The organism is Chromohalobacter sp. 11-W, from assembly GCF_029889905.1.
Taxonomy (GTDB): domain Bacteria; phylum Pseudomonadota; class Gammaproteobacteria; order Pseudomonadales; family Halomonadaceae; genus Chromohalobacter.
In genome coordinates, this window is sequence record NZ_JARANZ010000008.1 from 130454 (window position 1) to 155471 (window position 25018).

Below are 25018 nucleotides of genomic sequence, written 5' to 3' on the forward strand. Positions count from 1 at the left end.
GAGGAGAACGACCATGAGCTACACCATTGCGCTTAATTTCGAGGACGGCGTCTCCCGGTTCATTACCTGCAAGGCAGAAGAGACGGTGCTCGACGCTGCGTACCGCCAAAAGATCAATCTACCGATGGATTGCTCCGACGGCGTCTGCGGGACCTGCAAGGGCCATTGCGAGCAAGGCGCTTTCGACATGGGTGACGACTATCTGGAGGAGGCCCTTTCCGAAGAGGAAGAAGCTGAGGGCAAGGTGCTGACCTGTCAGATGGTGCCGTCTTCGGATTGCGTCATCCAAGTGCCGGTGGCCTCGACCCTTTGCAAGACTCAGGTAGGTGAGATCACTGGGCAGATGGCCTGCGTCGAGTCGCTCTCCGAAGATAGTATCGAATTGATGATCGACATGGACGAAGACGCTGAACTGGCCTTTCTACCCGGCCAGTACATCAATATTCAGGTACCGGGTAGCGAGGAAACGCGTTCCTACTCGTTTAGCTCGTGTCCCGGTGACAAACGGGTATCTTTCCTGATCCGCAATGTCCCGGATGGCTTGATGAGCGGTTATCTTACCCGTACGGCTCAGTCCGGTGACCCTCTAACCCTGACGGGGCCGTTGGGTAGCTTTTACCTACGTGACGTGAAGCGCCCTGTGCTGATGTTGGCCGGTGGCACGGGCTTGGCACCATTGCTTTCCATGCTCAAAGTGCTGGAAGAGAAGGGCTGCGACCAACCGGTCCATATGATCTACGGCGTCAGCCGTGACGATCATCTCGTCAAACTCGATGAGCTCGACGCCTATGTCCAGCAACTGCCCCATTTCAGTTACACCACGGTGGTGGCCGACGAGGCTAGCGAGCACCCGCACAAGGGCTACGTAACGCATCACATGGACGCCGAGATACTTCACGACGGTAACGTGGACGTCTACCTGTGTGGGCCGCCGCCGATGGTCGATGCCGTGCTCAAGCATTTCCGCGAGCAGGACATTATGCCGGCGAGTTTCTACTACGAGAAATTCACGCCCAATCAGACCTCTGAGGAGGCCGCATGAGCATGCAGCGCTTCACCGACAAGGTGGTCGTCATCACTGGTGCCGCTCAAGGTATCGGACGACGAATCGCTGAACTGGCCGCTCAAGAAGGAGCGCACTTGGCGGTGGTAGATCGTGCCGACGAGATCGATGAGGTCGTGGCGACGATCAATACCCAAGGTGGGGAAGCCGTTGCCATTCGAGCTGATCTTGAAACCTGGCAAGGCGCTGAAAGTGCCTTTCGCCAGGCCCATGAACGCTTCGGGCGGGTCGACGTGCTGATCAACAACGTCGGCGGGGCGATTAACTTCAAGCCGTTCACCGAGTTTACCGAAACTGAGATCGAAGCCGAGATCTCGCGTTCACTAATGCCAACATTGTGGTGCTGCCGCGCAGTGCTGCCAGCGATGATAAAGCAAGAAGAGGGCGTCATCGTCAACGTCTCGTCGGCGGCAACACGAGGCATTCACCGTATTCCTTACTCAGCCGCCAAGGGAGGCGTCAACGCCATGACGGCGTCGTTGGCCTTCGAGTACGCCGAGCACGGTATTCGTGTAGTGGCCACTGCACCGGGGGGCACCGAAGCACCCCCGCGCAAAATCTCGCGGGGCACGCCGGAAGCACAGACCGAACAGGAAAAGGCTTGGTTTCAAGCGCATATCGATCAGACCAAGCAGAGCTGCCTGATGGGGCGTTACGGCACTTTAGATGAAATGGCTGCACCGATTCTTTTCTTAGCATCAAGCGATGCCAGCTATATCACGGGTAGCGTTTTGCCAGTGGCGGGTGGTGATCAGGGCTAGCGTTTGTCGGCCCAATTTTAAATATAACAATATTTTGGAGAACATCATGAAGCATATCGAAAAGGGTGACTCCCGAACGCTAGAGCGCGAGACGTGCCATGGGGTCGGCACCGCTGCAGACGAGATAAACGTGATAATCAACGAGCCCGCGGCGTGACGTCTAGATGAGCTTTCTCATTCTAGAGACTCCTAAACTACCCGGCTGATATTTTTCTTGGCCCGCGTCCGAGAGGGTGGCGCGGTCCCTTTTTGCCTTTGCCGAGCTCCGGGATTTCCCTTTATTCCAAAAACAAGGACCGACGCCATGAGTTTACGCAAAGATTGGTCGATACCCGCTGTCACTGCTGGCTTCGTGGCGGTGCTGGTATCCTATTCTGGGCCGTTGGCTATCTTCTTTCAGGCCGCCGAGAGCGCTGAAATATCGAGTGCCATGATGACTTCCTGGGTGTGGGCGATATCGGTCGGTGCCGCTGTCTCCAGCATTGGGCTAAGTCTTTGGCTCAAGGTGCCGGTGGTGACGGCCTGGTCAGCGCCGGGCACAGCGTTATTGGTGGGCCTATTTCCTGAGCTATCGCTGGGTGAGGCGGTAGGGGCTTACTTGACCTCGGCAATGGTGCTCTTCGTGATCGGTGTGACCGGATCCTTCGATCGGATCATCCAGCTGATTCCACCGGGTATCGCCAGCGCGATGATGGCCGGCATTTTATTCCAATTTGGTGTAGGGGTCTTCGAGTCCCTGGCCGCAGTGCCGGCATTGGTCATCGGTATGCTGCTGGCTTACCTAGTATTCAAGCGCCTCACGCCGCGCTATTGCCTGATCGTCTTACTGTTAGTCGGCGTTGGTTTAGCTATGACGTTGGAAGGCGCGAGCCTCGAAGGCGTGACGTTGGAAGTGGCCTCCCCGCAGTTCATTTACCCCGAGTGGACGTGGCATAGCACTCTGAGCCTCGCTATTCCGCTGGTATTGGTTAGCCTGACCGGACAGTTCTTGCCGGGCATGGCGATACTGCGTACCTCTGGCTACCATACTCCGGCTCGGCCGATTGTCACCGTCGCTAGTCTGACTTCTTTCATCACGGCTTTCTTCGGTGGTATCACCACTGTGATCGCCGCCATCACGGCGGCAATCTGCACCAGTAAAGATGCCCACGAAGATCCAGACAAGCGCTATGTGGCGGGTGTGGCCAATGGCGTCTTCTATCTGATCGGCGGCACTTTCGCTGGCACTATCGTATTGTTGTTTACCTCGCTGCCAGGCGAATTCGTAGCTGTACTGGCTGGCTTGGCGCTGATCGGAGCCATTACGAGTAATATTAGTGCCTTCGCTGCCCAAAAAGATCATTTAGAGGCCTCGGTAATTACCTTTCTTGCAACTGCTTCAGGCGTTAGCTTCTTGGGACTGGGGTCGGCTTTTTGGGGGGTGATGATTGGTGCCGTCGCCTATAACATCCTACACCGTCGTTTCGACACTCGAGGCGAATCGCCTCAGGTATCCGATAGCTCGCGTTGAAGCTATCCGGCATTGTGTCTGGGTGGGAGGCGCTACCAGACGAATGCCGCTAGCTCAAGTTTCCGCAAACATCTCATGAATCAGGCGTCGCAACCATTGATTGCCGGCATCTTGGTGGAAGCGGCGATGCCAAAAAAGGTTGATAGGCACTTCGGGTAGTGCCAACGGATGGGGGATGGCACATAGCCCAAAGCGAGAGGCTGTGGCCTCGGCCAGCTTGTCGGTGACGGTTACTACCAAGTCAGTATCGTTGATGATGTAGGGAACGGCGACGAAGTGCGGCAGCCTGAGTCGTATCGGGGGGTTGATACCACTCCTGGCCAGCAGTTCCTCGATTCTGCCATGCCCTGTGCCCTGTGCCTCGACCACGATATGCTGCGCCTTGGCGAAGTCTTCCTGGGAAAACGTGCCGCGTGCAAGGTGATGATTCTCACGCATTAGGCAGACATAGTTCTGCACGAATAATCGCTGCTGGTAGAAACCAGCGCCCAGTTGTGGAATCAGTCCCACCGCGAGGTCGATATGACCTTCCTCCATGTCATGCTTAATGTCATAAAGATCACTGCGTGTGGTTCTCAGTGAGACGTGTGGGGCCACTTCAGCCAGCCGTGACATCAAGCGGGGTAGGAAATAAATTTCGCCGATATCACTCATGGTGATTTGAAAGCGGCGCTGGCTGGTCGCTGGATCAAAGCCATGACTTAGGTTGAGTGTCTCTTGGAGACTGGACAGCGCTTTGGAAATCGGTTCGTGGATGTGTGTGGCATAAGGTGTTGGCATCAGACCTTGCGAGGTGCGCTCAAATAGTTCATCACCGAGCATCTTGCGTAGCCGCTTTAGTGCGTGGCTGACCGCAGGTTGGGTCTGGCCAAGTTGTTCGGCGACCACCTGAGTATTGCGATGTTGGTAAAGTAGATCGAATACCACGAGCAGGTTGGTATCGACCTCCGATAATTTACGCATGAAAGGCCTTCTGTGATGACGCTTAGCTGAGAAAAACGACTGTATACGTAATAATATTCGCTATCCATCCCGGTTAGACAAAGGTCGTAAAAGGGGTGGGGCGGCTAATACAATATGCTGTTATTTATGGGTATTAGCGTCGTTTATTTGCCAAATGAAGGCGGTTTCGTTGTGGGGTATGTCGGCGGAAGTCTAGCGTGATGCTACACCATTCTTTTCTTGATAGGAGTAGTGATCATGCAAACACGGAGCACAACAAAGACCCCTCAGGGAAAGCGCCTCAGCATCGGTATCGTCGGCGGCGGCATCGGAGGTGTGGCCCTAGCCGTGGGCCTCTCTCGCACTCGGGACCTAGAAATTAACCTGTTTGAGGCCGCCGAACGCTTTTCTGAGATAGGTGCCGGAGTTTCGTTCGGTCCTAATGCCGTGCGAGCGATTTCCCTACTCGGCTTAGAGAAAGCCTATCGGCGCATTGCCGATGCCTCGCCGGCTCCCTATGGCGACGTCTGGTTCGAATGGCGACGCTGGCATGATGAGGCCTACCTGACAGCCTCGTTGGCCCCTGGCTGCGGTCAGTCCTCGGTTCATCGTGCTGATTTTCTCGGGGCTATCGTCTCTCACCTGCCTGAGGGTATTGCCCACTTTGGTAAGCGTTGTCGGTCAGTGGAGCAGGACGCTGAAGGTGTCAGCGTAAGCTTCGAGGATGGCAGTGACTTCCGCTGCGATATCCTAATCGGCTTCGATGGAATCAAGTCGGCGGTGCGTGAGCATGTGCTGCCGACTGTTGAATACGGCGCGTTTGATCCTAATTGGAGCGGAACCCAAGCGTATCGCGGCTTGGTGCCTACCGAGAGGCTTCGTCAGGCCCTCCGGGCGGTGGACGTCGACGAGAAGATGGCTACTGTGCCGCAGATGTATTTGGGACCTGATCGCCACATCCTGACCTTTCCGGTGAAGCAAGCGACGCTAGTTAATGTGGTCGCCTTCGTCACTGATCGTTCGATGCCCAATCCGCAACTATCGGAAGGCGCTCCCTGGGTCGAGGAGGTTAGCCAGGAGGAGATGCTTGATGACTTTCCTGGTTGGGGAGTCGCTTCCCGAGCAATTCTCGGTTGTATCGACCAACCAACACGCTGGGCGCTGCATGAGTTACCTGAGCTTCCTCGTTATGTGCGTGACCGCGTATTGATCACTGGTGACGCTGCCCATGCCATGCTGCCCCATCAAGGCGCTGGGGCTGGTCAGGCTTTGGAGGACGCCTATGTGCTGACCGAGCTATTGAGCGATCCAGCCTGTGATCGCGTCACCGCTGCTGAGGTATTAGCGGCTTTCGAGGGTGTTCGGCATGCGCGAACCTGTCGCGCGCAAGCCACCTCTCATGAGGCTGGAAACGTCTATGAGTACTGCGGTACCGGAATCGGCTCCGATGAAGCTCACATCGCCGCCGATCTCAAGCAACGTTTCGACTGGCTGTGGAACCACGACCCTCAAGACGATGTTGCGGCGGCGCGCCAGTGGTTGGGTGGGGAAATGGCTGTCGAATCATAAAGGGATCGGGTGGTATGAGGCGTTACTGTCACCGGCTATTCAGCAGTTCGGATCGGCACCCGGCTGCGTTCGTTATTGGCGTCGGCCATGCGTTGTAGCAAATGGCATAGGGTTTCACGCTCCTCAGTGGAGAGGGGGGCCAGGATTTCCTCTTGGGCGTCGCGGACCGAGGCTTCGGCCTGATGGCGAAGATCACGCCCCGCTCCCGTCAAGGTGACGAGCATTGAGCGTCGATCCTGAGGGTTGCGCTGACGAGTGACCAGACCGCGCTCCTCAAGTTTTTTGACTACTACGGCGATCGTATTGCGATCGAGCGCTGTATAACCACCGAGAGTGATCTGATCCAGTGAACCTTGTTCTTCAAGAGCCGAAAGGGCGACATATTGTAGCTGTGTAAGGTGGAAAGCCTCGCACTGTCGCAGGAAGATGGCCACGCTGCTTTGATGGCAGCGCCTGAGCAAATTGCCAGGCAAGGTGTTGGCTTCGGCGAGGGGCGAGTCGGTCATGGTGTCGAGAGCGTCCGGTGAAAATCGGTGGAAGGCCGCAGTATCGCGGGCCACGGCCTGAATGCTATGGGGATCGTCGCTTGACCTCAACCTGCATGTGGATGGCTCTCGGGTAGAGCGTCGACGAACGCTGGTAGCTCAAGGCAGTTGGTGTTGATAGTCGCAAGCGTCGGATAGGGTGTCATATCGACTTCGAAGCGTCGGTTGTTGGCCATCTGAGCGAACAAGCAGATATCGGCTAGGCCGGGCGAGTCACCGTAGCAGAACTGGCCACGGCGCGGGTCGTCAGCCAGTTGGCGCTCGAGCGCGGTGAAACTTTCAGCAACCCAATGGCGGAACCACGTGGTGACGCCTGCCTCGATTACGTCCAATTCCTGCCCCAGGTATTGCAGCACTCGGAGATTGTTGAGTGGATGGATATCGCTGGCGATGGAATGTACCAGTCCACGCACCCAGGCACGATCTAACGGATCGCTGGGTAGCAGCAATGGCTTAGGATACACCTCGTCGAGATATTCGATGATCGCCAGCGACTGTGCCACCACCGTGCTGTCTTCAAGCTGCAGTGCTGGAACTAGTCCCTGTGGATTAAGCGAGAGGTAGGTGGGGGAGCGGTGCTCCCCTTGGCGTAAGGTGTAGGAGACATGCGTATACGTCAGCCCCTTGAGTTGAAGGGCGGCGCGTACACGCACTGACGCCGAGCTACGGAAAAAATTGTGCAGGACGAGACTCATAGTCCCTCCCGTGGTGTGACGATGGTGATCGAGTGATCACCGACGCCGTCAATGCCACCGGTCACCTTGTCGCCGACCTGGAGCGGGCCGACGCCGGCGGGAGTGCCGGTATAAATCAGGTCGCCAGGGCGGATGCGCATAGTGTGGGAGAGGAGCGAAACGATTTCCTGCACGTCCCATATCAGGTCGGCAATATCTTGGTCCTGCTTGATCTCATCATTGACGGCGAGCCAGATACGGCCCTCGGTGGGATGACCGATATCACGGGCCTTGCGCAAGGGGGAAATCACTGCGGACTCATCGAAGGCCTTGCCCCAATCCCAGGGCCGGCCCTTTTCACGTGCTTCGAGCTGCAGGTCGCGGCGGGTCAAATCATTACCGGCGGCGTAACCATAGATGTAATCGTTGGCCTCCTCGACCGGGACCTGGAAGCCGGCCTTGCCGATCGCTACCACCAGCTCCATTTCGTAATGAAAATTTTGGGTCTCCGGTGGGTAGGGGACATCGCTGCCGTCAGGCACGATAGCGTCGGCGGGCTTGGTGAAGAAGAAGGGAAATTCGCGATTCGGGTCGCGCCCCATCTCTCGGGCATGCGCCTCATAGTTGCGGCCGACGCAGAAAATGCGGCGCACCGGAAAGCGCTTGTTGTCACCCTCAATGGCGACACTGCTGACGGACTGCGGGTCGAAGACGTAATCGGTCATGGTATATCGCTCTTGGTATGGAGTGAAAAAGGTTGAGTGACAAAGAGTCAGTCGGCACTGCGCTGCTCGCGCCAGATGCCCAGCTTTTGCTGAGTTACCCGGTCGGAGAAACTGAATAAAACAGCATCTTCGTGGGCCTGATGGACTACCGGGCACCAACTGGGTATCACGACAATGTCCTTGGGTTTCCAGTGGTAAGTAGTGTCGCCAATGGTGGTCGTACCACTACCCTCAACGACGGTGAACACCGTGGCATCGGTCGAACGATAGCTAGCGGTCTTGAAGCCTTTGGGCAGCAGTTGCACGAAGGGAGAAATGGTGGGCATCGCTGAGCCACCGTCGAGTGGATTGATGTAGCGCATCTTGAGACCGTGACATGGGTCCCACTCATCATGACGTTGCATGACCTCGAGAGCTTCGCGGGTTCGCGTATAGGGATAGTTGAAAAGAGGAGAACTTAGCCCCGTGCGCTCGAAGTCGACGGGTAGCAAGTTGGCGCCATAGCGGGCCTGTGAATCTCCGTTGGGCTTGGTGAGTGCCTGCGTATCTTCGCCCAATCCTTCGGCAAAAGAAGCATCGAAGAACGACAGCATCGGAATGTCGAGGCCATCCATCCAAATCATCGGGTCGTTCGACTCATTCCCGTGATCATGCCAAGCATTAGGCGGTGTGATCACGAAGTCACCCACTTCCATATACGTTCGCTCGCCGTCGACGGCGGTGCAGGCCCCGCTACCCTCCATCACGAAGCGCAACGCTGATTGGCTGTGACGATGGGCGGGTGCCACTTCGCCAGGCAGAACCAGCTGCAGTCCCGCATAGAGCGACGTGGTGATACGACTCTGGCCGCGCATTCCGGGATTCTCTAGGATCAGTACTCGCCGTTCGGCCTCCTTGGCAGTGATCAGATTGCCGGCCTCCATCAGCAGCTCGCGGGCTGGGTCGAACTCCCAGCGATGCGGTTGGCATTCGCTCTTCGGTGTGGGCGTAATGAGATTGTTAAGTACGGTCCAAAGTGCGCTGAAGTTTTTATCGTTAAGCTTGGTATAAAACGCATCGCGCTCCGGTGATCTTTTTGGAGCTTCGGTGAGTGACATGACACACCTCCTTGCGGATTAGGGGTATCGCACCTGTTCTCGTCTTTTCGAGAGCTTTTTGCGGTCCATGCCAGTGACGCTATAGAAAGGCTGTGACCAGTGCGGGATAAAAGATCGTCAGCAGAATCACCAAGCTGGCGGCGAGGATGAACGGCAAAATCCAAAATGTGATCCGCGCCAGGCTGACATTGCTTATTGCTGAGGCCATGAACAGGCCGGCACCGACGGGGGGCGTCAGCAGTCCCAAGGTCAGAGTCATGCAGGTCACCACACCGAAGGCGACTGGATCGATGCCATAGCCCTGCTGAGCGACCGGTAGCAGGATCGGCACCAGAATGATCAGTGCGGCGATGCCGTCGAGGACCATTCCGACCACGATCAGCAAGGCGAAGACCATGAGCATGAAGAGCAGCGGGCTCTGGGTGGTGGTCTGCATCATCCCCGCGACCTGCTGCGGGATTTGGTTGAATACCAGTACCCAACCAAAAGCCTTGGCCGCAGCAATCAGGAACAGCACGATGGCGGTGTTGCGGGCTGTGCGTTGCAGCAGGGCGGGCAGGCTGGCGAGCTTGAGCTCACGAAACACCAAGCCACCGAGAAGCACCGCGAGCAGCGTCGCTACTGCGGCCGACTCGGTGGGCGTGACGATGCCGAAAGCAATGCCGCCGACGATCACCAGCGGAATCGACAAGGTCAGTAGCGCGCCGCGTGTGGCCTGCCACTTGTCGATGTGTGTCGGTCTTGGAGCGTTCGCCGATTTGGCGCGGTGGGCAAAGAGTGCGATTAGGCCACTGATGATCACGAACAGCGCTAATCCTGGCAGGATGCCGCCTAGAAACATCGATCCGATGGATACCTGTCCGATCACCCCGTAGATGATGAAGATCATCGACGGTGGAATGATCGGTCCGAGTAGACCGGAACCGGCGGTCAGCGCGGCGGCAAAGCCCTTGTCGTAGCCGTCCTTTTCCAGCTCGGGGGTCATTACGCGGCTCATGATCGCAATCTGGGCGGTGGCCGAGCCCATAATCGAAGCGAGCATCAGGTTCGAGGTCAGCGACACATAAGCAATGCTGTGCGGTAACCATGAGAACCAGGCACGCGCTGCGAGGATGATGCGCCGGGTTATTCCACCCTCGTTCATGATCTCACCAAGCAGGATGAACAGCGGAATCGCCAGCAGATCGAAGACCTCCAGCGAGCCAAATAGCACCTGTGGCAGCGTCTCGAGGGCACGGAAGTTACCGTCGAGCAGGATGAACGCAAAGGTGGTTGCCAGCAAAACGAAGGCGATTGGCATGCCCATGAGCATGAGCAGGATGAATATGCCGAGCGTCATAGGTCAGTCCTCCTGCACGCCGAGGGGAAAGGCATGGCATGAGCGGTCGGTGAGGCGGGCGGTTATGTGCAGCAGGGACGTAGCCGAGAACAGAGGGATAATCAGATAAAAGATCCATTTGTCCCAACCCAATGTGATTGCCATATCGAAGGCCACGGCCGGGGATGTGACCCAGTCAAGCGAGTACTTGAGCAGCACCGCCAAGATGGCCAGACAGATCAATTCGCTGATCCAGTAGCAGGCCGCGCGTAGCGGGTCTGGCATTACTCCCGTGAGCATGGTAAGCCGCACATGGCTGTCATGGTGGATGCCGATCGAGATGGCCATAAAAGCCATCCAGATCAAGATGTAAACGCCTAACTCCTCGGCGAAGAACAATGGGCTGTTGAAGGCGTAACGAAGGATCACGTTGATAATCAGCAGTATGCCGAAAGTGACGATCAGTGCGCTGCAAACCCATTGCTCTACGTGAACGACGGCACGGCTGGCACGGGTGAGGAGGGTTCCATGGGAAGTTGTCATGGTGTCACCTGCATCGCGGTAATGGATAAGCGGCCACCGTGGCTCGTTTATTGCTCGGTATGCTGGTCAGCGACTTGCTGCTGGAATTGGCTGATCAGCGGCAAAACCGAGAACTTGTCATCGAAGGCGGCATTGGCCTTGGCAAACTGCGTCTTGGCGTCGTCGAGGTGACGGACATCGATGTGTTTCTCGAGGTAGGCGAGATTGTCGGCCTCGGCATCGATTTGAGCCTGGTTGGCCCAGTCCAACGCCTCGTGCATGGCATGGTTCACGACCTTGCGTTCGTTTTCGCTCAGTGTGTTCCAAGTGGTTGTGCTGATCATGGCAATCGCCGGGAAGGCCATGTGGTTAGTCAACGTGAGGTGCTGAGCCACTTCATCGAAGCCAGAGCCGACCAAGGCGTCGAGATCAATGCCGACACCGTCGATCATTTTATTCTGCAAGCCTTGGTAGACGTCGGGCAGTTGAATGGGGGTTGGCACCGCACCCGTTGCGCGCCACCAAGTTTGCATGGCAGAGATGGGAATGATGCGGATCTTCTGATGATCGAGGTCGTCGAGTGAGGTGACGGCGTGGTCGCGCATCAGGATGTGGCGCATGCCGGCGAAGGTATAGCCAAAGGCGTGAAGGCCCTTATCTTCGAGATTATCGAGCATCTGCTCAGCGGCGGGGGTGTGCGCGGCTTGGATAGCGTCCTCGACACTATCGAACAGGAATGGCGTGAACCAGCCGTTAACTGACGGCTCGCGTTGGCTGGTGATAGCGGCGGTCATAATGCCCATGTCCAACAAGCCGGACTGCATCTGTGCAAACATCGCCGGCTCGTCCCCGAGTTGCCCGGCGGGGAATAGGGCCACGCTCAAGTCGCCGTCGCTTTCCGACTCCACTCGCTCGGCGAATTCGTGAGCGGCCTTAGTCCAGACATGCTGGGGAGGCGTTATTAGCCCTAGTTTCAGCTCCTTAGCCTCGCCAGGAACCGAGAAACTAAGAAGTGCGCTGCCGAGTGCGAGGGCAGCAAAGGTCAGGGGGCGTGCTGTCAGGGGATAGATTCTCATTGTCTTGGTCTCGTTGTTGTTGGGAACTGAGCTGTGACCCAAGGCGTATTGGGCTATTAATCAGTATTATGATTGTCAGTATTGTGCTCAATTATACAAAGGTGGCAATCAGTCGCTGTGCCTCTCGGTTGATAACGTCTATAGCTCTCTAGATAGAGCGGAAATTCGTCTCAACCGGTGTCGAGCATGAAGTTGGCGAAGAAGGCTGCGAGCTGGTCGTGGGCCTCCAGTGGCAGCACCTGGGCGACGTGCTGGTCGGGTCGCACTACCACCAGGCAGCCTTGCTCGCGATCTATGCCGCGCATGTCGAATATATCCTGGCCGCTTTTGAGATCCGCACAGAACACCTTTTCGTAGTCACGCAGGCCATAGCGGCCTTTTCGCGGCCAGAGCAAGCTTGGGAAGTCATCCAAAGAGAGGTCACGAAAGCCCTGCTGGCAGACAGCGCGCAGGTCGAACACTGCGTCGATGTCTTCTCCCGCTGGGGTGTAGCGGCGCAGGGGGCTATCCAAGGATTCGGAGAGGAACTGACAGAGTGTCCGCAGTGCTGATCCCTCGGCGGTGGGGTTGCCGTTTCCGGCGAAGGCGAATAGCCGCCAGCGTCCATCGGCCTCGACCACATGCCCTAGATGCATGGGCTTGGCATCAGAGAGGCGCACCACCGGGGCGGAATGGAAGCGGGTGCCGGTTATGAAACCCTTGGCCAACGGCTGATGGGCCGGCTCGGCGCAGATCAGCGATGGATAATACTGAATCGCCGTGCCGGCGGTGAAACGTCCTTGCTGGATAAAATATTGCTGGAACTCCTTGGGATCCACGCCGTCGCCCTGGTCTTTGCAAGAGCCTTCAGGAGAGCCCTTGGGCGGGGCGCTGAACATCTTGGCGAACTTGCGATCGAAGTCGATCAACTCCTTGGCCACGGTCTGGCGCTCAGCGGTATAGGTGTGTAGCAGCGTCGGTGCGGCCTGCCCGCGTAGCACGGCAGCCAGTTTCCAGCCGAGGTTGAAAGTGTCACGCATCGAAACGTTCATGCCCTGCCCGGCCTTGGGACTGTGAGTATGGCAGGCGTCCCCGGCGATAAATACATGCGGAAAGCGGCTTTCCATCTCCGATACGGGCACATCATCGAACTTGTCGCATAGCCGCTGGCCGATCTCGTAGACCGACCACCAGGCGATCTCCTTCACCTCCAATGTATAGGGGTGGAGGATGCGCTGGGCGACGGCAACTAGCTGTTCGGCGGTGATGTGGCGATTCGTGACGCGCTCGTCTTGCTTGAGCTTGTCGAGTTCGATATAGAGTCGCACCAAATAGCCACCCTCCCGTGGGATGACCAGGATATTGCCCTCGTTGGCGGAGTGGATCGCCGTCTTCATGCGGATATCCGGAAAGTCGGTGACCGCCAGCACATCCATGACACCCCAGGCCTGATTGGCGGAGTCGCCTTTCAAAGACCGGCCCAGCGACTTGCGTACAACGCTACGCGCCCCGTCACAGCCCACCACGTAGCGGGCGCGCACGGTTTCGACCTCGCCGGCATGGGCTTTATCGGTGCGCTCGAGGGTCACCGTCACCGGGTGGTCGTCGTCTTCCAGGATGGTTGCGGCGGCCAGGGTCGGGTCGATCTCCACGTCGAGGACACGTCGTGCGTAGTTGGGCTCCAGGCGAGTGGGTGAATTGCGCATCACCTCCAGATAGAAGTCGTGGACCCGTGCCTGGTTGAGCACCGTATGAGGGAACTCGGATAGATCATCTTCGGTGTCTTGAACGCGACCGTGGCGCACGATGTGTTGACGGTTTTCTTCGTCGGGCTTCCAGAACACCGTCTCGTTGATCCAGCAAGCCTCCTTGAGCACCTTCTCGGCGAAGCCGAAAGCATTGAACATCTCCATGGTACGGCAGGCGATGCCATCGGCCTGGCCGAGCTCCAGAGGCCCGCTCTTCTGTTCGACAATACGCGTCTTGATATCTGGGAAAGCCGACAGCTGGGCCGCCAGTGTCAGGCCAGCCGGGCCGCAGCCAACGATTAGCACGTCGACTTCTTCGGGTAAGGCATCGGTATTGGCAGGGCCCCCAATGGGAGTGTGAAGGGCCGGGTTGCCGGTGCGGAAGCCATCACGATGGAATTGCATGGGGTTACCTTTTCAGTGGCGAAATTATCGTCACTATGGTGATTATCAGTATTGTGATCAATTCGGCCAAAGTCGTAACTCGATCAAATGTAGACGGTAGATTGCAATTGCTTGATACGGGCCGTTATGAATCGACTCCCTGGTTGTCTATCGGCCATGTTTGGCATGGCTGGCACGGCCCGGATACCTACGATATCGTATGTAAAGGGCCGGGTGCGTGTGCCTGCAAAGTGGCAGGCGCCCAACCGGTGGTCATGCAATGAATCCAGGGAGTCAGACGACATGCAGGCAGGATATCGATACGCGGCGCTGGTTGTTGGACTGCCGCTGATAGCAGTGGCAATGCCCAGCCATGCACAGGACAGCGGCTGGCAAGGGAGTCTGGGCGCGGGGGCGGTTTACGCGCCCGATTATCTGGGAAGCGACGATTACGAGACGTCCGTATGGCCATCGGTCGACCTGACCTATGGCGATAGCGTGTATATCAACGCGCGCGATGGCGTGGGCTGGAATGTCATTCATCGGGATGGCTGGCAGGTGTCGCCGTTTCTTGGCTACACCTTCGGACGCGACGACGAGGACGATCTGCATCGCCTGGACAAGGTCGACGGCGGCGTCACGGCAGGACTGCGGGCCGAATACACCGAGGGCCATTGGCAGTACAGTGCGGCCGTGGAAACGCCGCTGAGCGGGGACGTGGATGGGTATCATGCCAGCGCCAAGGCACATTGGCGCTCGCGCTTGACCCAGCGACTTTCCGTTTCGCTGGGCCCAAGCGTCGCCTATGGAAGCGAGTCCTGGGCCGAGGATATGTTCGGCATCTCGGCGCGTGAAAGCCAGCGTTCGGGGTTGAATGCGTATTCACCGAACGAGGGCTATTTCAAAGTGGGTGCCGATGCCAGCGCCAGTTATTATCTCACGCCGACATGGTCCGTCACGGGTATGGTCGGCGTGTCGCGCCTGACCGGCGACGCCAAGGACAGCCCCATCGTCGACGAGATCGGTGATGAGACTCAGGCCTACGTGGGCGGATTCATCAACTACAATTTCTAGTCTGAGGGGTTGGCCGTGCGGGGCGTTTATTAGACCAAAGTGTAAAGACTAAGGTATAATGCTTGTGTATCCACCGACACAGGCACGTTATCCATGACGATTTCGACTGCACGACCGACTCTGCTCAAGCGTTTTGGCAAGTATGGAGGCCGTGTGCTGGAAATGATGACCGAGAGTGCTTATCGCAGCTTTCAAGAGCGGTCATTGCACGCCTATATCTAAGGGATCCAGTCTAGGGGACCCATAGCCGCGACATGGCTGGCCTAGCTGGTGATGGCAAATAGCGGATGCCGAACGACAAAGCGCCCCGCCCAATTATTTGGGCGGGGCGCTTGCGTTGGGTGCGCTCAAGGCATGCTTACTCGGCGATGTAGACCGTGCGCACGTTGAGGAAGGCGCCGAAGCCATATTCGCTCTGCTCGCGACCGTAACCACTTTCCTTGACGCCACCGAACGGAAGCTCGGCGAAGGGCGTGGTGGGCTGATTGACGAAGCTCATACCGACTTCGAGACGGCGCGCGACCTGCTCGGCGCGCTTCACGTCCTGACCGACCACGGTGCCACCCAATCCATAGCGGCAATTGTTGGCCAGCTCGATGGCGTGATCGGCGTCGTCAGCGACGATGACCGAGGCCACCGGGCCGAACAGCTCCTCGTCGAAGGCCGGATTGCCGGGCGCGACATTGGTCAGCACCGTGGGCGCATACCAGGCGCCGGGGCGGTCGAGTATTTCGCCGCCGGTTTCTAGCTGCGCCCCTTGTTTGATCGCCCGCTGAACTTGGTCATGGAGATCGTCACGCAGATCCTTGCGCGACATGGGGCCGACCTCGGTATCGCCGTCCATGGGATCACCGATACGCATCGTCTGAACACGGTCAATGAGCCGTTCGGTGAAGCGCTCCAGCATCGGGCGTTCCACGATCAGGCGCTTGGAGGCCGCGCAGCTTTGCCCGGTGTTATCGAAGCGACCGTTCACGGCCAGTTCCACTGCCTTGTCGACATCGGCGTCGTCGAGCACGATCAACGGGTCGATACCGCCGAGTTCGAGCACGCTGGGCTTGATGGCATCGCCGGCGATCTTGGCCACAGCGCGACCGGCATCTTCGCTGCCGGTCAGCGTGACGCCGCAGACGAGCGGATCGTGAACGATGCCCTCGACCTTGTCGGAACCGATCGGTAGCCAGGTGAAGGTGCCTTCCTTGAAGCCGGCGTCATGAAACAGCTTGGTAATGTATTTGGCACAGCCTGGCACGTTGGAGGCGTGCTTGAGCAGGCAGACGTTGCCACCCGCCAAGTTGGGCGCTGCGAAACGCACCACCTGATAAAGCGGATAGTTCCACGGCATCACGCCGAGTACGGCGCCCATCGGGTCGTGAACGATTTCGGCCTTTTGAGCGCCTTCCACCTGACGTGATTGGGGTTTGAGCAGGGACTCCAGGTTGTCGGCGTAGAAGCGAACGATGGCCGAGGAAATCTGTGTCTCGGCAATCCCCTGGTGGAAGGGCTTGCCCATCTCATGGGCGATGATCTCGGCCATTTCGCGCTGATGCTGGTCGATCAAGTCGGCCAGTGCGGTGAGCCGTTGGCGACGATCGGCTAACGGCAAGTGGCGGAATTCGGCATAGCCCGCGCGGGCTTGGTCGAGCTTTTCAGCCAACTGGGCATCGTCGAGCATCTCGTGCTCGCCGAGTACTTGATCGTTGGCGGGATTGACGGCGGTGAGGGTCTTGCGGCTCATGTCATCCTCCTTAACGGGATCGTCGGCGACGAGTCTTCCCGAGGCAGCCTTCCTGCTTGCCTCACTACTCGTTCTGGCGATGCTGAAGGAGAGAATCAAGGGGTATTTCCATGGCGCCTTCATACTCATCGAGCCATGGTGTTTCGAAGCGGCCGCCGATCAGGACGATCGGATCCGGGCAAATGGCGACACGACCTTGGCGGCCATGTCGCCAGGCGGGTCAGTCGAGCAAGGCGCGGGCCTTGTCGATCACGTTTTCGACGGTGAAGCCGAAGTGCCGGAACAGGTCCTCGGCCTTGCCCGATTCGCCATAGCCGGTCATGCCGATCACGTTGCCGCGAGGGCCGACGTACTTACGCCAATAGTCGGGATGCGAAGCTTCGATGGCGAGCCGGCGTGTCACCGTGGGTGGTAGCACTGCCTCCTGGTAATCGGCGTCTTGGGCATCGAATTCGCTGGCGCAGGGCATCGAGACGACGCGGACCTGCCGTCCCTGATCGTTGAGCTGGGCAGCCGCTTCCATGGCCAGACCGACTTCCGAGCCGGTGGCGATGAGGATCAACTCGGGCGTGCCCTCGCAATCGTCGAGCACGTAACCGCCGCGTTCGATAGCGGCGAGCTGGGCGACATCGCGTGCTTGCCCGGGAAGCCCTTGGCGAGAGAACACCAAAGCCGTGGGGCCGTCCTGGCGCTTGAGCGCCGCCAGCCAGGCCACGCTGGTTTCGGTGGCGTCGCAGGGGCGCCACGTTGCCAAGTTGGGCGTGATGCGCAGCGCATTGAGCTGTTCGATGGGCTGGTGAGTCGGGCCGTCTTCGCCAAGGCCAATGGAGTCGTGGGTGTAAACGAAGATCACCTGGCGCCGCGCAATGGCGGCCATGCGCACGGCGTTGTGCATGTATTCCATGAACGTCAGGAAGGTGGCTCCATAGGGAATGAAGCCGCCGTGCATGCTGATGCCGTTCATGATGGCGCCCATGGCGAATTCACGGACACCGTAATGCAGGTAGTTGCCGTCGGGCGCCTGGGCCGAGATGGCGCGTGCGCCCTCCCAGATCGTCAGATTCGACGGCGCGAGGTCGGCGCTACCACCCAGCAGTTCCGGCAGGCGTGGTCCCAGGTGGTTGAGCACACCGAGTGAGGCCTTGCGCGAGGCCAGCGTATCGCAGGCTTGCTGGGCGTCTTCGATCAGGGCGCTGCCGCCCAGATCGCCCGGCAGCTCGCCACGCCAGCGGCGCTCGAGCTCTGCGGCAAGCTCGGGATACGCCTCGGCGTAGCGCGCGAAGCGTTGGCGCCACTCGTCCTCGGCTTGCTGGCCGGCCGCGTCGGCGTTCCAGCCCGCGTAAACCTCGTCGGGGACGTGGAACGGCGGGTGTGACCATTCGAGGCGCTGGCGCGCGGCGGCGACTTCATCCTCGCCCAGGGCGGCACCATGACAGGCGCCGGTGCCCTGTTTGTTGGGCGCGCCGAAGCCGATGACCGTCTTGCAGATGATCAAGGTCGGGCGCTGGTCGTCTTGCGTGGCGGCGTTGATGGCGTCTTCGATGGCGGCGGGGTCATGCCCATCGACGTCGGCGATGACCTGCCAGTTATAGGCCTCGAAGCGCTTGGCGGTGTCATCGGTGAACCAGCCCGCGACCTCGCCGTCGATGGAGATGCCGTTGTCGTCGTAAATGACGGTCAGCTTGCCGAGCCCCTGCGTTCCTGCCAGCGAGCAGGCTTCGTGGCTGATGCCCTCCATCAGGCAACCATCGCCGACGAAGCACCAGGTGCGGTGATCGACGATGTCATGCCCTGGGCGATTGTACTGCGCGGCCAGGGTACGTTCGGCCAGCGCCAAGCCCACGGCGTTGGCCAGCCCCTGACCCAGCGGGCCGGTGGTGGTCTCGACCCCAGGCGTGTAGCCGAGCTCGGGATGACCCGGCGTGCGTGAATGGAGCTGGCGAAACTGCTTGATGTCGTCGATGGCCAGGTCGTAGCCGCTGAGATGCAATAGCGAGTACAAGAGCATCGAACCATGCCCGTTGGAGAGCACGAAACGGTCGCGGTCGGGCCAGGTCGGGTTGCCGGGGTTGTGTTTTAGATGGTCGTTCCACAGCACTTCTGCGATATCGGCCATACCCATCGGCGCGCCGGGATGGCCGGAATTGGCTGCCTGCACGGCATCCATCGACAGGGCGCGAATGGCATTGGCTAGCGTGAAGCGAGAGGGCATCGGTATCTCCTCCGTGAGCGATGATTCAGTTAGCGAGCCGGTCGGCGATCAAGTCCTCGAGACAGGCCTGGTCGTCGGCGAAGCGACGAATGCCTTCGGCCAGCTTGTCGATGGCCATGGGGTCTTGGTTATGCTGCCAGCGAAAGGTGTTTTCCTCTAGGGGAGGGGCAGGCTGCGCCTCGGGATGCGTGAAGCGGACCTTGGCGTCGACATCACCTTCGCGTGCCTCGAGCGTTTCCAGCAAGGCGGGGGAGATCGTCAGTCGATGACAGCCGGCGAGGGCGAGGACTTGCTCCGGCGTGCGGAAGCTGGCCCCCATGACGACGGTGTCGTAGCCACCCTGGTCGGCGCGCTCGCAGACCTGGCGCACGAACCGTACGCCGGGATCGTCCTCCGGGGAGAACGTTTGCTCGGTTTCTTTCTGATACCAGTCGGTGACACGCCCCACGAAGGGTGAAATCAGGAACACGCCGGCATCGAAGCAGGCCTGCGCCTGAGCGTCGCTGAACAGGAGCGTGAGGTTGCACTGGATGCCCTCGCGCTCGAGCACCTCGGCGGCGCGGATGCCCTCCCAGGTCGAGGCGAGCTTGATCAAGATACGCTCGCGGCCGATACCCAGTGCCTCGTAACGCGCCACCAACTCATGGGCCTTGCGGATACTGGCCTGGGTATCGAACGAGAGCTTGGCGGCGACCTCGGTGGAGACGCGTCCCGGAATGAGTTGGGCGACCTCGCTGCCTATGCCTACCGAGAGTCGATCGACGATGCGCTCCAATTGGTCGGTGTCATGTGGCTTCTCGTCACGCGCCTCTTCCAGGATCCGCTCGATCAGTGGCTGATAGCCGGGCAGCTCGAATGCCTTGAGGATCAAGGAAGGATTGGTGGTGGCATCGATGGGCCGATAACGTTCGATGGCGGCTGGGTCCCCGGTATCGGCGACCACTTGCGACAGTGCCTTGAGTGAGTCGAGCTGTGAAACCATGTTGTGCTCCGCCGCAGTATGCGGGCGTGAAGGCCCACGACGTGCCAGGTAGCGTCGGGGCGAGAAAATGGAAGGGACCGAGCGAGCGGCCGCCAGTACTCAGGCGGCGGCTTTTTCCAGGCGGCGTTCGGTGCTATCGGCCAATCGGGTCAGCAGCAGGCAGCATGACACTGCGCCGGCATCCAGATGGCCACACGAGCGTTCGCCGAGGCGTGCCGCGCGCCCGATCTTGGCTTCCAGGTCGAGCGTCGAATCGCGTCCCTGCTGGGCGCCGTTGCGCAATGCCTGCAGCGCATTCGGGAAATCGTCGCTGACCTCGATGGCCTGACGGTAGCTTTCGATGGCCGGCACCAGGGTGTCGAGCAGGCACTTGTCGCCGACCTTGGCATCGCTGATCTGTTCGAGCGCTTCGCGTCCATCGGACAGCATGTCGCCGAAATCCTTGGCGTCGAGGACGTTCTTGTCCTTGACCGATTTGGCCATGCCCATGAAGAGGCTGCCATAAAGCGGCCCCATCGAACCGCCGATCGAGCCCATCAAGGTCGTGGCGAGCGTGCCCAGCGCCTTGGAAAGCGACAGCGATTGGCCGGCGACCGATTCCCCGCAAAGCCGAAACCCCTTGGCCATGTTAATGCCGTGATCGCCGTCGCCGATCGCGCCGTCGACGTCGCTCAGGTATTGGCGGTTGTCGACGATGACCTCGACCAGCTCCTCGAGAATGTCCCTGCCTTGAGTCGCGTCCAGAACTTGCATGATGAGTCTCCGTGGTAGCGGTTCCGATCAGCGTTGCGTGATGGCCAGCGAGCGTGCCGGGGCGTCCAGTAGCGGTTTGAGCTCGTCGTCGAGCTTCATCAGCGTGAGCGTGGCGCCCATCATCTCCAGCGAGGTGAAGTAATTGCCGATGTCCGTACGATGCACGCGAATATCGGCGCCTTCGAGCCGTTCGGCGATGTGCGCGTAGAGGATATTGAGTTCCATCACCGGCGTGGCGCCAAGCCCGGAGATCAACACCGCCACCTCGCTGCCGGCGAAGTCTTGGTCGGCGAGAACGGGGTCGCACATGGCCGTGGCGATGGCCTCGGCACTGGTCAGCGGCGCGACTTCTATTCCCGGTTCGCCGTGGTGGCCGATGCCGAGCTCCATGTGGCCGGGCTCGATCGAAAAGTTGGGCTTGCCATTGGCGGGGATGGTGCAGCTACTCAGCCCGACGCCGATGCTCGAACACGCATCGACGGCTTTTTGCGCCAGGCGAATGACCTCGTCGAGACTATCGCCGCGGGCCGCTGCCGCGCCGCCGATTTTCCACATCATCACCTCGCCGGCCACGCCGCGCCGCTTGTCGCGCTCCGCTGCCGGTGCCGAGGCCACATCGTCGCGTGCAATCACCGTCTTGACCTCGATGTCTTCCATCTCGGCCATCTGCTTGGCCATCTTCACGTTCATGTTGTCGCCCGCGTAGTTGCCGTAGAGGCAGGCGACACCCTGCTCATGGGGGGCGGCACGAAAGGCTTCGAGGAATGCATCGGCGGTAGGCGACGAGAATATCTCGCCGATGGCCACCGCATCACACATTCCTTCACCGATATATCCCAGGAAGGCGGGTTCGTGGCCGGAACCGCCACCGGTGACGATGCCGACCTTGTCGCTGGGGCTGTCCGGGTACTTGAGAACGCGCGGGTGGTCGGTGGCGACAAACAAGCTCGGCGAGGCGCGCAAGTAACCTTTGATGGCATCGTCTACGACGTTGTCGGGGTCATTGATGATGCGTTGCATGGCGTATTCCTCTTGTTCGTTGTGGCCGACGGCGTGGCGATCCGACACCTGGGATGGTGGCTTATATAATGATCTTTCACTGAACAGATGTTTAGGCTTGGGGCCCAAGGCTGTCAAGGCATGGTCGGTGTCGGCGCCTGAGACTTTGGTCGTGAATAAGAGGCTTGAAAGCGTCATTTCAAGATATATATTTGAAATATAAGCTTTTTTATTTCTTTCCTTGGAAGCTGGATTATCGGGTGTTCGAGGCTTGACCTGACTTTTCGTGATCAAGAATTTTACAAATGTTCGGTTAGTGATATTTTGAACATAGCGCGAACGGTAACAGCATGCCGATCGCAAGCGGGAGGAATCATCACGGGAGACAATACATGTCAGACTCAAGAGGTCGCGCGCCGGCAAAGCGCATCGCACTGGGCGGCGACGAAGCCGCATTCGAGCTCAAGGCTTTGCTGATCGAGCACATTCGCGCTCTGGGATATGAGCCTGTCGATTACGGCACCTATAACGCCGAGCCGGTGCTGTACCCCGATGTGGCGGTCAAAGTGGCGCGCGCCATCGACTCGGGAGAGGTGGCGCAGGGAGTGCTGGTCTGTGGGACCGGCATAGGCGTAGCGATTTCAGCCAATAAGGTGCGCGGGATTCGTGCCGCTCAGGCGCATGACACTTATTCGGCTGCCAAGGCGCGCTCGAGCAACGATGCGCAAATCGTGACGCTCGGCGCCCGTGTGGTCGGCCCGGAGCTGGCCAAGGCCGTGGTGACGACATTCCTGGAAACCGAGTTCGGCGGTGGCGGCTCGCGCGCCAAGATAGAGCGTATTGCCGAGTATGAGAAGGAAGCCTTTCGCGACTCCCCGAACGTCTGATCGTTAAGAGTACGCCTGTTCGCTGTGGTATCTTGTGCGCGTCGCCCGAAGTGGACCGGAACCGGGAAGCGGATCGTATGAGGCTAGTGCCATGAGTGAACGTGTCGAGAGCGCCGAAGTCGCGCTGATGACTGAAATCGCCTCTCTGTATTATGTGGAGGGCGAAACCCAGGAGGCGATCGCCAACCGGCTGGGGATTTCCCGGGTCAAGGCGGGCCGGCTTTTAAAACGCGCGCATGCCGAAGGGATCGTCGATGTGCGGGTGCGCCAGCACCCGGCGGTGAGTGCCGAACTCGAACAGGCGCTGATCCGGCGTTTCGGTATCAAGCGCGCCTTGATTGCGCTCGACCACACCGAGCCTGACGTTCAACGTTCCGGTGTGGCCAGCCTGGTGGCCGATCATCTGTCGCGCGAGCTGCACGATGGTTCGATCGTGGCAGTGGGGATGGGGCGTAACGTGGGCGCGGTGGCCGATAATGTCTTCGAGCAAGGCGAGCGCAAATGCTCGTTCGTGTGTGCCATTGGCGGCTCGCTGCGTGCCGGCGAATACATGAACCCCGACCATATTTGTCGTCGCCTGGCGGTGAAGTATGGCGGTGAAAGCGAAACGCTTTATGCCCCGGCGCTGGTGCAGAACCCGGCGTTGCGCGATTCGATGTATGAAAACCCTACCGTGCGCCAGACGTTGGACAGGGCGCGCCGCGCGGATATCGCGATGATCGGCGTCGGCGATCTCAGTGAGGACAGCAACATGGTACGCATGGGCTGGTTCACGCCGCAGGAAATCGCCGAGGCGCGCCTCTCGGGTACCGTTGGGGACATGATGGGGTACGACTTCATCGACATGCATGGTCGGCCATCGGAAACGCCCATGCAGGGTCGGGTCATTGGCTTGACCATCACGGATCTGGCGCGGATTCCCGATGTGGTGGCGATCGCCAGCGAAAACACCAAGGCGGCGGGGATCCTGGGGGCACTGCGTACAGGCGTCATCGATACCTTGGCCACTAGTGTGACCAACGCCCATACCATCCTGCGCTTGGATGAGGCGACCACCTCAACGGCGAGCTAAGTCAAAGTGTCGCCGATTGCCGTGCAGAGCCGTTCATATGAACACTAATGTGTTTATGTGAACGGCTTTTTTGTGCAGGCTTTCTTTTTCTCCTTACACTCTGCGGGCGTTAGCTTTCGCAGGGACCTCTATAAAGTTTATTATTTTCAGCAGCTTAAAAAGCAATCCTAAAGTATAAGGCGAAAAGGTCGCCGACTGCATTGACCTGGCTATACTGAAAAGCGTTAATTCATTTGAGCAACAAAAGATCAAATGATAAATAAGCGCCAGCTCAATGGAGGCCGTCATGAACGATACGCCCACCCCATCCCCCGACATCCCCGACACGATGCGTGCCATCGTCGCCTACGCACCGGAAGACTATCGACTGGAAAACGTTGCGGTCCCTGGTATCGGTGAAAAGGAGATTCTGGTCAAGGTCGAGGCCTGTGGCATCTGTGCCGGTGACCTCAAGGCTTATGAAGGTGCGCCGAGTTTCTGGGGCGACGAGGAACAGCCTGCCTATATCAAAGCGCCGATGATTCCAGGGCACGAGTTCATCGGGCATGTCGTCAAGATGGGCCCCGGTGCGACGGGTTTCGAGATCGGGGATCGGGTCATTTCCGAGCAGATCGTGCCGTGCTGGGACTGCCGCTTCTGTCATCGCGGCCAGTACTGGATGTGCGAGAAGCACGACGTGTATGGCTTCCAGAATAACGTCAACGGCGGCATGGCCGAGTACATGAAGTTTCCCAAGGAAGCCATCAACCACAAGCTGCCAGACGATGTGCCGGTGGAAAACATCGTGCTCACCGAGCCGTTTTCCTGCTCGATGCACGCAGTGGAGCGAGCGCAAATCCAGTTGGGAGATATCGTGGTGCTCTCCGGTGCCGGCACCCTGGGGCTGGGAATGATCGGCCCGGCCAAGAAGTCCGGTCCCGCCAAGCTGGTGGTGCTCGATCTTCACGGTGAACGCTTGGAACTGGCCAAGAAATTCGGCGCCGATGTGGTGCTTAATCCAGCTGACGAAGATGTCGTTCAGATCGTCAAAGACATGACCGACGGCTATGGCTGTGACATCTACATCGAAGCGACCGGTGCACCCAAGTCGGTGGAGCAGGGGCTGGCGATGTTGCGCAAGCTGGGACGCTTCGTGGAGTTCAGCGTGTTCAAGGATCCGGTGACGGTCGATTGGAGCATCATCAGTGATCGCAAGGAGCTTGACGTGCTGGGTTCGCATCTGGGGCCTTACTGCTACCCACACGTGATCGAGGGTATCGAGAGCGGTGACTTCCCCACCGAGGGTGTGGTGACCCACAAGCTGCCATTGGCGGATTTCCACAAGGGTATCGAGCTGATGAGGCACGACAGCAGCGCACTCAAGATCATTCTCATGCCCGGGGCGTGAT

The 25018-nt window shown here is 59.0% G+C and carries 23 protein-coding genes; 9 read left to right on the plus strand and 14 right to left on the minus strand.

All coding sequences use genetic code 11. The annotated features are described in order from the left end of the window. Positions 1-13 precede the first annotated feature (13 nt). The 3 genes from benC to OP494_RS12710 all read left to right on the plus strand — a co-directional run bounded on the left by benC (position 14) and on the right by OP494_RS12710 (position 3334). Positions 14-1042: a benzoate 1,2-dioxygenase electron transfer component BenC gene (gene benC, locus OP494_RS12700; protein WP_246923778.1), complete on the plus strand. Its 1029-nt coding sequence runs from the start codon at positions 14-16 to the stop codon at positions 1040-1042. Further along, positions 1039-1824: a benzoate diol dehydrogenase BenD gene (gene benD / locus OP494_RS12705; RefSeq protein WP_246923764.1), complete on the plus strand. Its 786-nt coding sequence runs from the start codon at positions 1039-1041 to the stop codon at positions 1822-1824. The genes benC and benD overlap by 4 nt, the downstream gene beginning before the upstream one ends. A gap of 304 nt (positions 1825-2128) precedes the next feature. Further along, a complete protein-coding gene (locus tag OP494_RS12710) occupies positions 2129-3334 on the plus strand; it encodes a benzoate/H(+) symporter BenE family transporter (protein ID WP_246923760.1) in 1206 nt (401 codons plus the stop codon). A gap of 54 nt (positions 3335-3388) precedes the next feature. On the opposite strand, the gene OP494_RS12715 is transcribed toward OP494_RS12710, so the two are convergent. Next, positions 3389-4297, minus strand: a complete 909-nt coding sequence (locus tag OP494_RS12715) for a LysR family transcriptional regulator (protein WP_246923756.1) — start codon at positions 4295-4297, stop codon at positions 3389-3391. A 237-nt stretch (positions 4298-4534) separates the two neighbouring features. On the opposite strand from OP494_RS12715, the gene salA reads away from it, so the two are divergent. Then, positions 4535-5845, plus strand: coding sequence for a salicylate 1-monooxygenase (gene salA, locus OP494_RS12720; protein WP_246924002.1), 1311 nt, complete (start codon positions 4535-4537; stop codon positions 5843-5845). Between the two features lie 35 nt (positions 5846-5880). Here the strand turns inward: salA and OP494_RS12725 are convergent, their stop codons facing one another. The 8 genes from OP494_RS12725 to OP494_RS12760 form a co-directional block, all read right to left on the minus strand. Beyond that, positions 5881-6351, minus strand: coding sequence for a MarR family transcriptional regulator (locus OP494_RS12725; RefSeq protein ID WP_246923753.1), 471 nt, complete (start codon positions 6349-6351; stop codon positions 5881-5883). An 86-nt stretch (positions 6352-6437) separates the two neighbouring features. After that, positions 6438-7085: a maleylacetoacetate isomerase gene (gene maiA, locus OP494_RS12730; RefSeq protein ID WP_246923747.1), complete on the minus strand. Its 648-nt coding sequence runs from the start codon at positions 7083-7085 to the stop codon at positions 6438-6440. Beyond that, complete coding sequence (locus OP494_RS12735; RefSeq protein ID WP_246923745.1) at positions 7082-7789, minus strand: fumarylacetoacetate hydrolase family protein; 708 nt, start codon at positions 7787-7789, stop codon at positions 7082-7084. Before OP494_RS12735 ends, maiA begins: the two co-directional genes overlap by 4 nt. A 47-nt stretch (positions 7790-7836) precedes the next feature. After that, positions 7837-8886 carry a gentisate 1,2-dioxygenase gene (gene gtdA, locus OP494_RS12740; RefSeq protein ID WP_280541234.1) on the minus strand — a complete coding sequence of 350 codons (1050 nt, stop codon included), beginning with the start codon at positions 8884-8886 and terminating at the stop codon, positions 7837-7839. A 79-nt stretch (positions 8887-8965) separates the two neighbouring features. Beyond that, a complete protein-coding gene (locus OP494_RS12745) occupies positions 8966-10225 on the minus strand; it encodes a TRAP transporter large permease (RefSeq protein ID WP_280541235.1) in 1260 nt (419 codons plus the stop codon). Positions 10226-10228: 3 nt separating this feature from the next. Continuing rightward, entirely contained in the window at positions 10229-10747 is a 519-nt protein-coding gene (locus tag OP494_RS12750) for a TRAP transporter small permease (RefSeq protein WP_280541237.1), read from the minus strand. A 47-nt stretch (positions 10748-10794) separates the two neighbouring features. Next, positions 10795-11802, minus strand: a complete 1008-nt coding sequence (locus OP494_RS12755; RefSeq protein WP_280541239.1) for a TRAP transporter substrate-binding protein — start codon at positions 11800-11802, stop codon at positions 10795-10797. Between the two features lie 170 nt (positions 11803-11972). Then, complete coding sequence (locus OP494_RS12760) at positions 11973-13934, minus strand: FAD-binding monooxygenase (RefSeq protein WP_280541241.1); 1962 nt, start codon at positions 13932-13934, stop codon at positions 11973-11975. Positions 13935-14216: 282 nt separating this feature from the next. Here OP494_RS12760 and OP494_RS12765 point away from each other — a divergent pair, with 282 nt between their 5' ends. After that, positions 14217-14987 (plus strand): MipA/OmpV family protein, encoded by a 771-nt coding sequence (locus OP494_RS12765; protein WP_280541243.1) that lies wholly within the window; start codon positions 14217-14219, stop codon positions 14985-14987. A gap of 93 nt (positions 14988-15080) precedes the next feature. Continuing rightward, positions 15081-15209 carry a hypothetical protein gene (locus OP494_RS12770; protein WP_280541245.1) on the plus strand — a complete coding sequence of 43 codons (129 nt, stop codon included), beginning with the start codon at positions 15081-15083 and terminating at the stop codon, positions 15207-15209. Positions 15210-15345: 136 nt separating this feature from the next. On the opposite strand, the gene OP494_RS12775 is transcribed toward OP494_RS12770, so the two are convergent. The 5 genes from OP494_RS12775 to OP494_RS12795 all read right to left on the minus strand — a co-directional run bounded on the left by OP494_RS12775 (position 15346) and on the right by OP494_RS12795 (position 21692). Further along, a complete protein-coding gene (locus OP494_RS12775) occupies positions 15346-16725 on the minus strand; it encodes an NAD-dependent succinate-semialdehyde dehydrogenase (protein WP_280541247.1) in 1380 nt (459 codons plus the stop codon). A 220-nt stretch (positions 16726-16945) separates the two neighbouring features. Further along, positions 16946-18937 carry a transketolase gene (gene tkt, locus OP494_RS12780; protein ID WP_277811321.1) on the minus strand — a complete coding sequence of 664 codons (1992 nt, stop codon included), beginning with the start codon at positions 18935-18937 and terminating at the stop codon, positions 16946-16948. 25 nt (positions 18938-18962) lie between these two features. Continuing rightward, positions 18963-19919 (minus strand): transaldolase, encoded by a 957-nt coding sequence (tal, locus tag OP494_RS12785; RefSeq protein ID WP_280541249.1) that lies wholly within the window; start codon positions 19917-19919, stop codon positions 18963-18965. Positions 19920-20018: 99 nt separating this feature from the next. Continuing rightward, entirely contained in the window at positions 20019-20672 is a 654-nt protein-coding gene (gene dhaL / locus OP494_RS12790) for a dihydroxyacetone kinase subunit DhaL (protein WP_280541251.1), read from the minus strand. A gap of 27 nt (positions 20673-20699) precedes the next feature. Then, the gene (locus OP494_RS12795; RefSeq protein ID WP_277811318.1) at positions 20700-21692 is read right to left on the minus strand and encodes a dihydroxyacetone kinase subunit DhaK; all 993 of its coding nucleotides are present in this window, start codon (positions 21690-21692) and stop codon (positions 20700-20702) included. 371 nt (positions 21693-22063) lie between these two features. Between OP494_RS12795 and OP494_RS12800 the strand changes: the two genes are divergently transcribed. The 3 genes from OP494_RS12800 (at position 22064) to OP494_RS12810 (ending at position 25017) form a co-directional block, all read left to right on the plus strand. After that, positions 22064-22558 carry an RpiB/LacA/LacB family sugar-phosphate isomerase gene (locus OP494_RS12800; protein ID WP_246923712.1) on the plus strand — a complete coding sequence of 165 codons (495 nt, stop codon included), beginning with the start codon at positions 22064-22066 and terminating at the stop codon, positions 22556-22558. 91 nt (positions 22559-22649) lie between these two features. After that, a complete protein-coding gene (locus OP494_RS12805) occupies positions 22650-23630 on the plus strand; it encodes a sugar-binding transcriptional regulator (RefSeq protein WP_246923708.1) in 981 nt (326 codons plus the stop codon). Between the two features lie 286 nt (positions 23631-23916). Continuing rightward, on the plus strand, positions 23917-25017 hold the full coding sequence (locus OP494_RS12810; RefSeq protein WP_280541255.1) for an alcohol dehydrogenase catalytic domain-containing protein: 1101 nt from the start codon (positions 23917-23919) through the stop codon (positions 25015-25017). Position 25018 lies beyond the last annotated feature (1 nt).

What these genes read in the sequence shown, in the direction of transcription:
- benC (WP_246923778.1), top strand. Translation starts at nt 14, where the DNA reads ATGAGCTACACCATTGCGCTTAATTTCGAGGACGGCGTCTCCCGGTTC.
- benD (WP_246923764.1), top strand. Translation starts at nt 1,039, where the DNA reads ATGAGCATGCAGCGCTTCACCGACAAGGTGGTCGTCATCACTGGTGCC.
- OP494_RS12710 (WP_246923760.1), top strand. Translation starts at nt 2,129, where the DNA reads ATGAGTTTACGCAAAGATTGGTCGATACCCGCTGTCACTGCTGGCTTC.
- OP494_RS12715 (WP_246923756.1), bottom strand. Translation starts at nt 4,297, where the DNA reads ATGCGTAAATTATCGGAGGTCGATACCAACCTGCTCGTGGTATTCGAT.
- salA (WP_246924002.1), top strand. Translation starts at nt 4,535, where the DNA reads ATGCAAACACGGAGCACAACAAAGACCCCTCAGGGAAAGCGCCTCAGC.
- OP494_RS12725 (WP_246923753.1), bottom strand. Translation starts at nt 6,351, where the DNA reads ATGACCGACTCGCCCCTCGCCGAAGCCAACACCTTGCCTGGCAATTTG.
- maiA (WP_246923747.1), bottom strand. Translation starts at nt 7,085, where the DNA reads ATGAGTCTCGTCCTGCACAATTTTTTCCGTAGCTCGGCGTCAGTGCGT.
- OP494_RS12735 (WP_246923745.1), bottom strand. Translation starts at nt 7,789, where the DNA reads ATGACCGATTACGTCTTCGACCCGCAGTCCGTCAGCAGTGTCGCCATT.
- gtdA (WP_280541234.1), bottom strand. Translation starts at nt 8,886, where the DNA reads ATGTCACTCACCGAAGCTCCAAAAAGATCACCGGAGCGCGATGCGTTT.
- OP494_RS12745 (WP_280541235.1), bottom strand. Translation starts at nt 10,225, where the DNA reads ATGACGCTCGGCATATTCATCCTGCTCATGCTCATGGGCATGCCAATC.
- OP494_RS12750 (WP_280541237.1), bottom strand. Translation starts at nt 10,747, where the DNA reads ATGACAACTTCCCATGGAACCCTCCTCACCCGTGCCAGCCGTGCCGTC.
- OP494_RS12755 (WP_280541239.1), bottom strand. Translation starts at nt 11,802, where the DNA reads ATGAGAATCTATCCCCTGACAGCACGCCCCCTGACCTTTGCTGCCCTC.
- OP494_RS12760 (WP_280541241.1), bottom strand. Translation starts at nt 13,934, where the DNA reads ATGCAATTCCATCGTGATGGCTTCCGCACCGGCAACCCGGCCCTTCAC.
- OP494_RS12765 (WP_280541243.1), top strand. Translation starts at nt 14,217, where the DNA reads ATGCAGGCAGGATATCGATACGCGGCGCTGGTTGTTGGACTGCCGCTG.
- OP494_RS12770 (WP_280541245.1), top strand. Translation starts at nt 15,081, where the DNA reads ATGACGATTTCGACTGCACGACCGACTCTGCTCAAGCGTTTTGGCAAG.
- OP494_RS12775 (WP_280541247.1), bottom strand. Translation starts at nt 16,725, where the DNA reads ATGAGCCGCAAGACCCTCACCGCCGTCAATCCCGCCAACGATCAAGTA.
- tkt (WP_277811321.1), bottom strand. Translation starts at nt 18,937, where the DNA reads ATGCCCTCTCGCTTCACGCTAGCCAATGCCATTCGCGCCCTGTCGATG.
- tal (WP_280541249.1), bottom strand. Translation starts at nt 19,919, where the DNA reads ATGGTTTCACAGCTCGACTCACTCAAGGCACTGTCGCAAGTGGTCGCC.
- dhaL (WP_280541251.1), bottom strand. Translation starts at nt 20,672, where the DNA reads ATGCAAGTTCTGGACGCGACTCAAGGCAGGGACATTCTCGAGGAGCTG.
- OP494_RS12795 (WP_277811318.1), bottom strand. Translation starts at nt 21,692, where the DNA reads ATGCAACGCATCATCAATGACCCCGACAACGTCGTAGACGATGCCATC.
- OP494_RS12800 (WP_246923712.1), top strand. Translation starts at nt 22,064, where the DNA reads ATGTCAGACTCAAGAGGTCGCGCGCCGGCAAAGCGCATCGCACTGGGC.
- OP494_RS12805 (WP_246923708.1), top strand. Translation starts at nt 22,650, where the DNA reads ATGAGTGAACGTGTCGAGAGCGCCGAAGTCGCGCTGATGACTGAAATC.
- OP494_RS12810 (WP_280541255.1), top strand. Translation starts at nt 23,917, where the DNA reads ATGAACGATACGCCCACCCCATCCCCCGACATCCCCGACACGATGCGT.